We start from the raw sequence: 11,594 nt of genomic DNA, 5'->3' as shown, positions 1-11,594 counted from the left end.
ACGTGGGCTCGGTGGAGCTCGATGAAGACGCGCGCTATATGGTCTGCTGGCTGGAGAACTCAGGATTGCATGGCTGGCTCGTCGGCGCGCGGGGTGTCGAGAACGAGGCGCGCTATCCTGCGCTCGAATATCGCAGCATGGCCGAGGCGCTGCAGGATCTGGCGGGTGACGGCGCGCCGCTCGACTGCGTTTATGCGGGCGGCCGGATCGAACTGTTGGGTCATGCGGGTCTGGCGCTGCCCGTTTTGGGCAAGAGCCTGGGCTGTCCCGCGCTGCCGTTCGAGGCGGCGCCGTATTGCAACGGCGCGTCGGCGATCGTCGCGGCGCACCGGCATTCGCCACGCTTCGCGGCGGCGTTCGGACTGGCGTTACGCGAGGTGATGCAATGAGCGCCGCCATGCTGGACGGATTCAATCTGCTGCCGTATCGGGCGCGGCGGCGGCGCGAGGTGAGGCGCCGGCGGCTCGCGCTGCTGGCGGCTGCGAGCATCGCGGGATGCGCCGCAGTGGGCGTGGTCGCGGGACGCGATGCCTTCGAGCGTGCGCGGCTGACCGAGCGCCGCGCGGCGCTGGAGGCCTCGCTGCTGGCATCGAGCGCACCGGTCGACGAACATGCGCGGTTGGTGCGTGCCGCCGAGGAACGGCGGCGCGCCCGTGAAAGCGCCCAGCCGCTTGCTGCGCCGCGCGAACGCTTTCTCGCGCTGCTGGAAGCGCTTGCCGACGTGCCGGCGCAAACCGGCGTGGCGCTGCAACGCGTCTCGCAGCGGACGGACGAGGTCGAACTCGCGGCGCGGGCGCCTGATTCGCAGGCTGCGGCGCACTGGCTCAAGCGGCTGGAACAGGTGCGCGGGGTGGAGGCGGTGGAGGTCGTCGAGATGAAGCGGCGCAGCGCTGTGGCTACGCGAGGGGTTCGTGGCGCGCCGCCGTCTGAGGGAGCAGGGCACTACGAGTTCGTCGCGCTCGTGCGTTACGAGTCGGACCGCTCCGGCCATGAGGACGCTTCGCGTCGTGCCCGGCCGGTACTCACGGCGGGCCGCCCGGGCGCGCAAGGGAGGCGCCCATGAACGCGATGCCGATGAATCTCTTGTTGCACCGGGATAAACGCCGGAACATGCGCGTGGCTGCGCTGCTGCGGCCGCTCGATGCCTGGTCGCGTACCCGGCTTGCGGCAAGCGCGCTTGCGCTGACTCTGCTCGTGGGTGTGGCGGGCACGACTGCGTGGCGAATGTCGGATCCGGGCGGACTCGAACTCGCACGCGCCGAATTGACGGCGGCACAAACCCGCGAGCACGAAGTCAGGCGCATCAGGGCGGAGTTGCCTGGCCTGAAGGCGCGCGCGCTTTCTGCCCGCCTGCAGCCGGAGCAGTGGAGCACGGCGGATGCGCTGCGTGCCGTCGTGGAACTGGCGGCACAGAGCGGGCTCCGCGACGTGTCGATCGAGCCGGCCGCGCGCGCGGGCGCCGGTCCGGAAGCGCCGTCGCAAGTTGAGTCCGGGCGGCCGCTCAAGCTTCGCGCGGAAGGTTCTTTCGACGAGATTCACCGTTTCCTGGAGGCATTGGCCGGTTTGCCGCGGCTCGTGGTGCCGGAAGGCGCGCAGATCAGGCAGCCCGCCGGCGTGCGTTCATCGGGCGGGCTCGCGGATGCGCTCGCGGTCGAGGCGTCGCTCCGGGTGTTCGAGAATCAGCCGGGTATTCCGCTGACCGTCGCTGCGCCGCGCGCCAGTTCGTTCGTCATCGATCCTTTTGGCGGCGGGGATGCGCTCGCCCAGGGTGGCGATATCCTGCTGGTGGGCACGCTGGTCGGCACCCGGCGCGCGATGGCGCTTCTGCAAAGCGGCAGCGAAGTCAGCGGCTACGCGCCGGGGCAGAAGATCGGCGCTGAACGGCTTGCGTGGGTCGTGCCGCGTGTCGTGGAGCTCATGCCCGACCGCGGTCCGTCGCGGAAACTGACGATGGCGGAGGATCGCAAGTGAGCCCGCGCGCGCAGTTCTTTCGCGGCGTCGCCAGGCCGGTCCTGTCCGTAGCGGCCGTCGCGTGTCTGTTCGCTCAGGCATCGCTTGCCGTGGGAAGCGATGACGCGCCCGTCGCACCGCTGCCGCCGCTACCGGCCGCGTTCGACGAATTGACCACGGAGCAGGCGACGACCGACGCGAATCTTCCGTCCGAACCACCCGCTCCGGATGTGCCCGCCGCCAAGCCCGTCGCCGAACCTCCGGCTGCGCCCGACGCGCCGCTGGAAGGACCGCCGGTGCCGTTGCGGCCCGTCGAGCGGCTGAGCGACGCCGATCCGGTTCCCGGCGGCGACGGCAAGACCATCACGCTCGACCTGAAGAACGCGGAACTGCGCGCCACGCTGCACACGTTCGCGCAGTTCACCGGCCTGAATATCGTCGCGAGCGAGAAGGTGCGCGGTCAGGTTTCGCTGAATCTTGCCGGCGTGCCGTGGCGGCGCGCGTTTGACACGCTGCTCGAAGTGAACGGTCTCGCGATGGAACAACACGGCAACGTGATCTGGGTCGCGCCGCTGGCCGAACTCGCGGCGCGCGAGAAACTGCGCTACGAAGCGCACGCCCGCGCCGCCGACCTGGAACCGCTCTCTAGCCGTACATTCGTACTGCGCTATGCCCGCGCCGAGGACATGCGCAAGATGCTGAGCGGCTCCGGCAGCCAGCGCGTGCTGTCGAAACGCGGCTCCGCCATGGCCGACGCGCGCACCAACCTGCTGTTCGTCACCGATCTCGACGCGCGCGTGCGGCAGATCGCGGATCTTCTCGCGCTGATCGACCGGTCGACGCCGCAAGTGATGATCGAGGCGAAGATCGTCGAAGGCGAGGCCGGGCTGTCGCGCAATCTCGGCGTCAAGTTGAACATTGCGGCGCAAAACGATCCGGCGAGCGGTTTCGCGGGCGGCAAGGACGGTGTGGTATACGATTTGTCGGCGGGACCGCTCAACGGCTTCGACGCCGCCACGGCCGGGCTCACCCTGTTCGTCGCGCACGCAACGCGGTTGCTCAATCTGGAACTGAGCGCGCTCGAGGCGGAAGGGCGCGGGCAGATCGTGTCGCGGCCGCGCGTGGTCACGGCGGACCGGGTCAAGTCGATCGTCGAGCAGGGCATGGAAGTGCCGTACCAGGCGAAAGTGGGCAACGGCATGTCGGGCGTGCAGTTCCGGCGCGCCACGCTCAAACTGGAGGTCGAGCCGCAGATCACGCCGCACGGGCACGTCATTCTCGATCTCGACATCACGAAAGACAGCCTGGGCGAGCAGACCGCGAACGGGCCGGCGATCCATACGAAGCACGTCCAGACGCGCGTCGAAGTGGAGAATGGCGGGACGGTGGCGATCGGCGGCATTTATTCCGACGACGAGCGCGACGACACGACCGGCGTGCCGGGATTGTCGAAACTGCCGCTGCTCGGCTGGCTGTTTCGCCATGAGGCCCGGCGCCGCTCGAAAAGCGAGCTGGTCATCCTGATCACGCCGCATGTCATCGCAAGCGGCGGATGAGCGGATGAGCGCCGATGAGCACACGACACATGCCGGACCCGCGCCGGACCCGCGCCACGGCTGGCGCGACTCGACAAAGCGGGCGGTTTGCCCTTAAGCTGCCGCACGAACAAATTGCATCGGACTGGAAGGAAAACGAGTTGCAGGAAGGGCACGCGAACGCGAACATCTTTTTCGTCGGACTCATGGGAGCGGGTAAAACCACCGTGGGCCGTGCGGTTGCGCGCCGTCTGCAGCGCTCGTTCATCGACTCGGATCACGAGATCGAAGCACGTACCGGCGCGCGCATTCCGGTCATCTGGGAGCTGGAAGGTGAGACCGGCTTCCGGCAGCGCGAGGCGAACGTCATCGACGACCTGTCGCAGCGCAGCGGCATCGTCCTCGCCACGGGCGGCGGCGCGGTGCTGCGGCCCGAGAATCGCGAACATCTGAGGAATCGCGGCATCGTCATCTATCTGCGCGCCAATCCGCACGATCTCTGGCAGCGCACCCGGCGCGACAAGAACCGTCCGCTGCTCCAGACCGAAGACCCGCGCGGCAAGCTCGAAGCGCTGTTTCAGTCACGTGATCCGCTCTATCATGAAACCGCTCATTTCGTTGTCGAGACCGGGCGGCCGACCGTCAACGCGCTCGTCAACATGGTCCTGATGCAACTGGAGGTGGCCGGCGTCGTCAAACCGGCTCAGTCATAATGTCCGCCATGAATGCCCCAACCATTACCGTCAGCGTCGACCTGGGCGAGCGCGCCTATCCCATCCACATCGGTGCGGGCCTGATCGGCCGCACGGAGTTGTTCGCGCCGCACATCAAGGGTGCGTCGGTGGCCATCGTCACCAACTCCACCGTGGATCCCTTGTACGGCGAGCAGTTGCGCGCGGCCCTCGCGCCGCTTGGCAAGAAGGTGACCACCGTCGTGCTGCCCGACGGCGAGGCGTACAAGAACTGGGAAACGCTCAACCTGATCTTCGACGCGCTGCTGACCGGGCGCGCCGACCGCAAGACCACGCTGATCGCGCTCGGCGGCGGCGTCGTGGGCGACATGACCGGCTTCGCCGCCGCCAGCTACATGCGCGGCGTGCCGTTCATCCAGGTGCCGACCACGCTGCTTTCGCAAGTGGATTCGTCCGTGGGCGGCAAGACCGGCATCAATCATCCGCTCGGCAAGAACATGATCGGCGCGTTCTACCAGCCGCAGGCCGTGATCGCCGACATCGGCGCGCTGCGCTCGCTGCCGGAACGCGAGATGGCGGCGGGCATCGCGGAAGTCATCAAGACCGCGGCGATCGCGGACGCCGCATTCTTCGACTGGATCGAAGCGAACGTCGGCGCGCTCAACCGTCGCGACCTCGACGCGCTCGTGCACGCCGTGAAGCGTTCGTGCGAGATCAAGGCATCGGTCGTCGCGTCGGACGAACGCGAAGGCGGCCAACGCGCCATTCTCAACTTCGGCCACACGTTCGGCCACGCCATCGAAGCCGGCCTGGGCTACGGTGAATGGCTGCACGGCGAGGCCGTCGGCTGCGGCATGGTGATGGCGGCGGATCTTTCGGTGCGGCTCGGCCGGCTCGACGAAGCCGCACGCCAGCGTCTGGTGCGCGTGATCGAGGCGGCGAAACTGCCCGTCAAGGCGCCGAAGCTCGGCCCCGACCGCTACGTCGACCTGATGAAGGTCGACAAGAAAGCCGAAGCCGGCGAGATCAAGTTCATCTTGCTGACCCGCTTCGGCGCAACTGAGATCACCAGCGCGCCTGACGGGACCGTGCGCGAAACCCTCGCGGCCAGCGTCTGATCCACGCGAGCGGCGGCGAGAATCAAGACGATGCGGAGCAGCCGGTGAGCGAACAAGAATTGAATCTTCCGGCGAGCGCGCCCTCGTCGCTGGCACTCGAAGCGCATCTCGCGCCGTACGCCGCGCATTCGTCGCAGTCGCGCGGACGGCGCTTTGCCGAGACGCCGCCCGCCGCGCGCACCGAGTTCCAGCGCGACCGCGACCGCATCGTGCATTCCACCGCGTTCCGCCGGCTCGAATACAAGACGCAGGTGTTCGTCAATCACGAAGGCGACCTGTTCCGCACGCGTCTCACACACAGTCTCGAAGTGGCGCAGATCGCGCGGTCGGTCGCACGCAATCTGCGGCTCAATGAAGATCTCGTCGAAGCCATCTCGCTGGCGCACGATCTCGGTCATACGCCGTTCGGCCATGCCGGACAGGACGCGCTGAACGAATGCATGCGCGATCACGGCGGCTTCGAACACAATCTGCAGAGCCTCGCCGTTGTCGACCAGCTGGAAGAACACTATGGCGCGTTCAACGGACTGAACCTCTGCTTCGAAACGCGCGAAGGCATTCTCAAGCACTGTTCGCGTGACAACGCCCGCAGGCTCGGCGAGCTCGGCGAGCGTTTCCTGACCGGCAAGCAGCCGTCGCTGGAAGCGCAGATCGCCAATGTCGCCGATGAAATCGCCTACAACAATCATGATGTCGACGACGGCCTGCGCTCCGGCCTCATCACGCTCGAACAGCTGTCCGAGGTGAGCCTCTGGCATACGCATTTCGACGCCGCGCGCAGCGAGTATCCGGACATCGAAGGGCGGAGGCTGATTCACGAAACCATTCGCCGGATCATCAATACGCTGATCGTCGATCTGATCGATTCCACGAGCCGCAATCTGCAACGCGTGATGCCGCAGGCGCTCGATGACGTGCGCGCGGCGCCGACGCTCGTCGCGCACAGCGACGAGGTCGCCGCGCAGGCCGCGCAGCTCAAGCGCTTTCTGTTCAAGAACCTGTACCGGCACTATCGCGTGATGCGGATGGCGAACAAGGCGCGGCGCGTCGTGGCCGGCCTCTTCGAAGCCTTCACCGAAGATCCGCGCCTGCTGCCGCCTTCCTATCAGGCGCGCGAGCCGGTGGCCGAGGAATCGGCGAACGACGCGCCTGCCGTCGGCCGCGACAGCGCCCAGGCGCGGCTCATCTCGCATTACATCGCCGGCATGACCGACCGCTATGCCTTGAAAGAGTATCAACGCCTGTTTGTCATCGACAACAATTAATATCGCGCGTTTCAGAGCGCGAACCCTGTCACAAAGGAGACTCATCGATGAGCTGCAAGCCCTTGTTCCGCACGATCTCCGCCGCGGCCGTTCTGGCCTTCGGCGCCAGCACCGCGGCGCACGCCGCCACAGAAATCCAGTTCTGGCACGCGATGGAAGCCGCGCTCGGCGAGCGCGTGAACGACATCGCCAACGATTTCAACAAATCGCAGAGCGATTACAAGATCGTCCCCGTGTTCAAGGGCACCTACGACCAGGCGCTGGCGGCAGGCATCGCGGCGTATCGCAGCGGCAACGCGCCGGCCATCCTGCAGGTCTATGAAGTCGGCACGGCCACGATGATGCAGGCGAAGAAAGCTGTCGTCCCGGTGTACGACGTCTTCAAGCAGGCCGGCGTGCCGCTGGACGAGAAAGCCTTCGTGCCCACCATCTCCGGCTACTACAGCGATGCGAAGACCGGCCATCTGCTCTCGATGCCCTTCAACAGCTCGACGCCCGTGCTGTACTACAACAAGGACGCGTTCAAGAAGGCCGGTCTCGATCCGAACCAGCCGCCCAAGACCTGGGCCGATGTCGAAGCCGACGCGAAGAAGCTGAAGGCGGCCGGCTACTCGTGCGGCTATTCGTCCGGCTGGCAGAGCTGGATCCAGCTCGAGAACTACAGCGCGTGGCATGCGGCGCCGTTCGCGACGAAGAACAACGGCTTCGACGGTCTTGACGCGAAGCTCGAATTCAACAAGCCCTTGCAGGTGGCGCACATCCAGTTCCTGCAGAACATGGCGAAGGAAGGCACCTTCACGTATGTCGGCCGCAAGGACGAGCCGGTGTCGAAGTTCTATAGCGGCGACTGCGGCATCATCACGAATTCGTCGGGCTCGCGCGCGACCATCGCGAAGTTCGCCAAGTTCGATTACGGCGTCGGCATGATGCCCTACGACGCGAACGTGAAGGGCGCGCCGCAGAACGCGATCATCGGCGGCGCGAGCCTGTGGGTGCTGTCGGGCAAGGACCCGGCCGTGTACAAGGGCGTCGCGAAGTTCCTCGCGTATCTGTCGTCGCCGGAAGTCGCCGCGAAGTGGCACCAGGACACGGGCTATCTGCCGGTCACGCAGGCCGCATATGAACTCACGCAGAAGCAGGGCTTCTACGCGAAGAACCCGGGCGCGGACATCGCCATCAAGCAGATGTTGAACAAGCCGCCGCTGCCGTACACCAAGGGCTTGCGTCTGGGCAACATGCCGCAGATTCGCACGATCGTCGATGAAGAGCTGGAACAGGTCTGGGCGGAGAAGAAGACGCCGCAACAGGCGCTCGACGCAGCAGTCTCTCGCGGCGACGAACTGCTGACCCGCTTCGAGAAGGCCGGGGCCGGCAACTAGGCACGTGCAAGCATGTGCGCCCGCGCGCGGCGCGGGCGCCTTCGTTCAGGACACATCGCATGGAAAAACGGTCTCGTTTCGATACGAGCGTGTTGCCGTATCTGCTCGTCGCCCCTCAGCTCGCCATCACCGCGCTGTTCTTCCTGTGGCCGGCGGGCGAAGCGCTCTGGCAGGCCACGCAGAGCCAGGATGCGTTCGGCACGTCGAGCGAATTCGTCGGGCTGGCGAACTTCAGGCAGCTGTTCGCGGACCCGCTGTATCTGTCCTCGTTCAACACGACGATGATCTTCTGCGCGCTCGTCACGGTGTCGGGCCTCGTGATTTCGCTGCTGCTCGCGGCGTGCGCGGATCGCGTGACGCGCGGCGCGAAGGCGTACCAGACGCTGCTGATCTGGCCGTATGCGGTCGCGCCCGCCATCGCCGCCGTGCTCTGGTCGTTCCTGTTCAATCCGAGCATCGGGCTCGTCACGTATGCGCTGGCGAAGCAGGGTATCCAGTGGAATCATGCGCTCAACGGCACGCAGGCCATGTTCCTCGTCGTGCTCGCCTCGGTCTGGAAGCAGGTGAGCTATAACTTCCTGTTCTTCTATGCCGGCCTGCAGGCGATTCCGCAATCGCTGATCGAAGCGGCCGCCATCGACGGCGCCGGTCCCGTGCGACGCTTCTTCGGCATCGCGCTGCCGCTGCTGTCGCCGACAAGCTTTTTCCTGCTGGTCGTGAACCTCGTCTATGCGTTCTTCGATACCTTCCCGGTCATTGACGCGGCCACCGGCGGCGGACCCGCGCAATCCACCAAGACGCTGATCTACAAAATCTTCGCGGAAGGCTTCCAGGGACTCGACATCGGCAGTTCGGGCGCGCAGTCGGTCGTGCTGATGGTGATCGTCATCGTGCTGACCGTGGTGCAGTTCCGTTTCGTCGAACGCAGGGTGCAATACTCATGATCGAGAACCGTCGCGGCTTCGATATCTTCTGTCACGCGGTGCTGCTGGCAGGCGTCGCGCTGATCGTGTTTCCGGTGTATGTCGCGTTCTGCGCCGCCACGATGAACTCGAAGGAAGTGTTCAGCGTGCCGCTCTCGCTCGTGCCGAGCTCGCATCTGTTCGAGAACATCGCGCACGTCTGGACCTACGGCAGCGGCAACGCGGCGGCGCCCTTCGGGCTCATGCTGCTGAACAGTCTTGTGATGGCGCTCGTGATTTCCATCGGCAAGATCGCGGTGTCGATCATCTCGGCCTATGCCATCGTGTTCTTCCGTTTTCCGTTGAAGAACCTCGCGTTCTGGCTCATCTTCATCACGCTGATGCTGCCCGTCGAAGTGCGCATCTTCCCGACCGTGCAGGTCGTGTCGTCGATGCATCTGTCGAACACGTATGCGGGCCTCACGCTGCCGCTGATCGCGTCGGCGACCGCGACCTTCCTGTTCCGGCAGTTCTTCATGACGCTGCCCGACGAACTGATGGAGGCCGCGCGCATTGACGGCGCCGGGCCGCTGCGCTTCTTCTGGGACGTCGTGCTGCCGCTGTCGAAAACGAACATCGCGGCGCTCTTCGTCATCACGTTCATCTACGGCTGGAACCAGTATCTCTGGCCGATTCTCATCACCAACGAGGTATCGCTGCAGACGGCGGTGGTCGGCATCAAGAGCATGATCGCGTCGGGCGACACCGCGACCGAGTGGCATCTCGTCATGACAGCGACGCTGCTCGCGATGCTGCCGCCGCTCGCCGTCGTGCTGACGATGCAGCGCTGGTTCGTGCGCGGCCTCGTCGACGCGGAAAAATAACCGGAGACTCTGGATAGATGGCTGCGCTGAATCTCAAGGGCGTGAAGAAGACCTACGACGGCTCGCAGTACGTGCTGCACGGCATCGACGTGGCAGTCGCCGATGGCGAGTTCGTCGTGATGGTGGGCCCGTCGGGCTGCGGCAAGTCCACGCTGCTGCGCATGGTGGCGGGACTGGAGAGCGTCTCCGAAGGCGCAATCGAAATCGGCGGCAAGGTCGTGAACAAGCTGGAGCCGAAGGATCGCGACATCGCGATGGTGTTCCAGAACTACGCGCTCTATCCGCACATGAGCGTGGCGCAGAACATGGCGTATGCGCTGAAGATCGGCGGCGCGGACCGCAAGACGATCGACGCGCGCGTGGCCAATGCAGCGCGCATCCTCGAACTCGAGCATCTGCTCGCCCGCAAGCCACGCGAACTGTCGGGCGGACAGCGGCAGCGCGTCGCGATGGGCCGCGCGATCGTGCGTGAACCGGCGGTGTTCCTGTTCGACGAACCCCTGTCCAACCTCGACGCCAAGCTGCGCGTGCAGATGCGTCTCGAGATCCAGCGCCTGCACGCGCGTCTCGCGACCACGAGCCTCTATGTCACGCACGATCAGATCGAAGCGATGACGCTCGCGCAACGCGTCATCGTGATGAACAAGGGCCATGCCGAGCAAATCGGCGCGCCGACCGAAGTCTACGAGCGGCCGGCGACGGTGTTCGTCGCGAGCTTCATCGGCTCGCCTGCGATGAACCTGCTCGAAGGGCGCCTTGCGGACGATGGCGCGACGTTTCATGTGGCCGGCGACGGGCCTGCACTGCCCGTGTCGGGAGCGAACGGCGTCACGCGCGAGATGCACGGGCGCGAGTGGACGCTCGGCATTCGTCCCGAGCACATGACGCCGGGCGTCGAAGGCGTGCCGAGTGCAACGCTGGAGGTCGATTCGGCGGAACTGCTCGGCGCCGACAACCTGGCCCACGGCAAGTGGGGCAAGCACGATGTGGCGGCGCGGCTGCCGCATGAGCATCGGCCGCGGCGCGGCGAGCAACTGGCGCTGTCGCTGCCGGCGCGCCATCTGCATTTCTTCGATGCAGCAAGCGGAAGGCGCGCCAACTGAAGGAGCCGCGATGAGAACCTGGCCTTATCCCGCCATCGTCGCGCATCGCGGCGGCGGCAAGCTTGCGCCGGAGAACACGCTGGAAGCCATCGACGTCGGCGCGCGTTACGGACACCGGATGATCGAATTCGACGCGAAGCTTTCGGCCGACGACCTCGTCTTCCTGCTGCATGACGACGATGTCGACCGCACGTCGAATGGCCATGGCGCGGCGCAGGCGCTGAGCCTGGCGCAATTGCAGGCGCTCGATGCAGGCGCGTGGTTTGGCGCGAGGTTCGCGCACGCGCGCATGCCGACGCTCGCCCAGGTTCACGAGCGCTGTATGCGTCATGGAATGGCGGCAAACATCGAGATCAAGCCGAGCACGGGACGCGAAGTCCGGACCGGCGAGATCGTGGCGCGCCAGGCGGCGAGCCTGTGGGCGGACGCCGATCCGGCGCCGCTGTTGTCGTCGTTCTCTTATGCGGCGCTCGAAGCCGCACGCGATGCCGCGCCCGACCTGCCGCGCGGCATGCTATACGAGCGCGTGCCGGCGGACTGGCACGCGCAGACGGCGGCGCTTGCATGTGTGTCGCTGCATGCGAACCATCGCGCGCTCGATGAAGCGCTGGTGGCGCAAATCAAGGATGCCGGGCTGCGCATCCTCGCCTATACCGTCAACGATCCAGCGCGTGCACGCTTGCTCGCGCAATGGGGCGTCGATGCGATCTGTACGGATCGCATCGACATCATTGGCGCGGACTTTCTGGAGGCGGCGTCGGACTAG

11 protein-coding genes and 1 pseudogene are annotated in these 11,594 nt (G+C 65.9%); all 12 read left to right on the top strand.

Features of this window, described 5'->3' with window-relative positions; genetic code table 11:
- A pseudogene (locus QCE64_RS11585) lies at positions 1-389 on the top strand (hypothetical protein); the annotation flags it as partial.
- Positions 386-1,063, top strand: coding sequence for a PilN domain-containing protein (locus tag QCE64_RS11580; protein WP_310003859.1), 678 nt, complete (start codon positions 386-388; stop codon positions 1,061-1,063). The pseudogene QCE64_RS11585 and the gene QCE64_RS11580, both read left to right, overlap by 4 nt.
- Positions 1,060-1,971, top strand: coding sequence for a type 4a pilus biogenesis protein PilO (pilO, locus tag QCE64_RS11575; RefSeq protein WP_309918807.1), 912 nt, complete (start codon positions 1,060-1,062; stop codon positions 1,969-1,971). The genes QCE64_RS11580 and pilO overlap by 4 nt, the downstream gene beginning before the upstream one ends.
- Complete coding sequence (locus tag QCE64_RS11570) at positions 1,968-3,506, top strand: type IV pilus secretin PilQ (protein WP_404987323.1); 1,539 nt, start codon at positions 1,968-1,970, stop codon at positions 3,504-3,506. The genes pilO and QCE64_RS11570 overlap by 4 nt, the downstream gene beginning before the upstream one ends.
- Before the next feature lie 185 nt (positions 3,507-3,691).
- Positions 3,692-4,198: a shikimate kinase gene (locus QCE64_RS11565; RefSeq protein WP_309919847.1), complete on the top strand. Its 507-nt coding sequence runs from the start codon at positions 3,692-3,694 to the stop codon at positions 4,196-4,198.
- Positions 4,198-5,295 (top strand): 3-dehydroquinate synthase, encoded by a 1,098-nt coding sequence (gene aroB, locus QCE64_RS11560; protein ID WP_309918804.1) that lies wholly within the window; start codon positions 4,198-4,200, stop codon positions 5,293-5,295. The genes QCE64_RS11565 and aroB overlap by 1 nt, the downstream gene beginning before the upstream one ends.
- 44 nt (positions 5,296-5,339) lie before the next feature.
- Positions 5,340-6,560 (top strand): deoxyguanosinetriphosphate triphosphohydrolase, encoded by a 1,221-nt coding sequence (locus QCE64_RS11555; protein ID WP_310003855.1) that lies wholly within the window; start codon positions 5,340-5,342, stop codon positions 6,558-6,560.
- A gap of 47 nt (positions 6,561-6,607) precedes the next feature.
- Entirely contained in the window at positions 6,608-7,939 is a 1,332-nt protein-coding gene (ugpB, locus tag QCE64_RS11550; protein ID WP_309918799.1) for a sn-glycerol-3-phosphate ABC transporter substrate-binding protein UgpB, read from the top strand.
- Between the two features lie 59 nt (positions 7,940-7,998).
- Positions 7,999-8,883, top strand: a complete 885-nt coding sequence (gene ugpA, locus QCE64_RS11545; protein WP_309810293.1) for a sn-glycerol-3-phosphate ABC transporter permease UgpA — start codon at positions 7,999-8,001, stop codon at positions 8,881-8,883.
- A complete protein-coding gene (ugpE, locus tag QCE64_RS11540) occupies positions 8,880-9,725 on the top strand; it encodes a sn-glycerol-3-phosphate ABC transporter permease UgpE (RefSeq protein ID WP_309931141.1) in 846 nt (281 codons plus the stop codon). Before ugpA ends, ugpE begins: the two co-directional genes overlap by 4 nt.
- A gap of 17 nt (positions 9,726-9,742) precedes the next feature.
- On the top strand, positions 9,743-10,828 hold the full coding sequence (locus QCE64_RS11535; RefSeq protein WP_309918794.1) for a sn-glycerol-3-phosphate import ATP-binding protein UgpC: 1,086 nt from the start codon (positions 9,743-9,745) through the stop codon (positions 10,826-10,828).
- Positions 10,829-10,838: 10 nt separating this feature from the next.
- The gene (gene ugpQ / locus QCE64_RS11530) at positions 10,839-11,594 is read left to right on the top strand and encodes a glycerophosphodiester phosphodiesterase (protein ID WP_310003852.1); all 756 of its coding nucleotides are present in this window, start codon (positions 10,839-10,841) and stop codon (positions 11,592-11,594) included.

It is taken from the genome of Caballeronia sp. LZ043 (assembly GCF_031451075.1).
Lineage (GTDB): Bacteria > Pseudomonadota > Gammaproteobacteria > Burkholderiales > Burkholderiaceae > Caballeronia.
Note: the sequence above shows the minus strand (reverse complement) of the source record. Positions and strands in the feature narration are given on the sequence as shown.

Coding starts and splice junctions, on each gene's coding strand:
- QCE64_RS11580 (WP_310003859.1), top strand. CDS start 386: ATGAGCGCCGCCATGCTGGACGGATTCAATCTGCTGCCGTATCGGGCG.
- pilO (WP_309918807.1), top strand. CDS start 1,060: ATGAACGCGATGCCGATGAATCTCTTGTTGCACCGGGATAAACGCCGG.
- QCE64_RS11565 (WP_309919847.1), top strand. CDS start 3,692: ATGGGAGCGGGTAAAACCACCGTGGGCCGTGCGGTTGCGCGCCGTCTG.
- aroB (WP_309918804.1), top strand. CDS start 4,198: ATGTCCGCCATGAATGCCCCAACCATTACCGTCAGCGTCGACCTGGGC.
- ugpB (WP_309918799.1), top strand. CDS start 6,608: ATGAGCTGCAAGCCCTTGTTCCGCACGATCTCCGCCGCGGCCGTTCTG.
- ugpA (WP_309810293.1), top strand. CDS start 7,999: ATGGAAAAACGGTCTCGTTTCGATACGAGCGTGTTGCCGTATCTGCTC.
- ugpE (WP_309931141.1), top strand. CDS start 8,880: ATGATCGAGAACCGTCGCGGCTTCGATATCTTCTGTCACGCGGTGCTG.
- QCE64_RS11535 (WP_309918794.1), top strand. CDS start 9,743: ATGGCTGCGCTGAATCTCAAGGGCGTGAAGAAGACCTACGACGGCTCG.
- ugpQ (WP_310003852.1), top strand. CDS start 10,839: ATGAGAACCTGGCCTTATCCCGCCATCGTCGCGCATCGCGGCGGCGGC.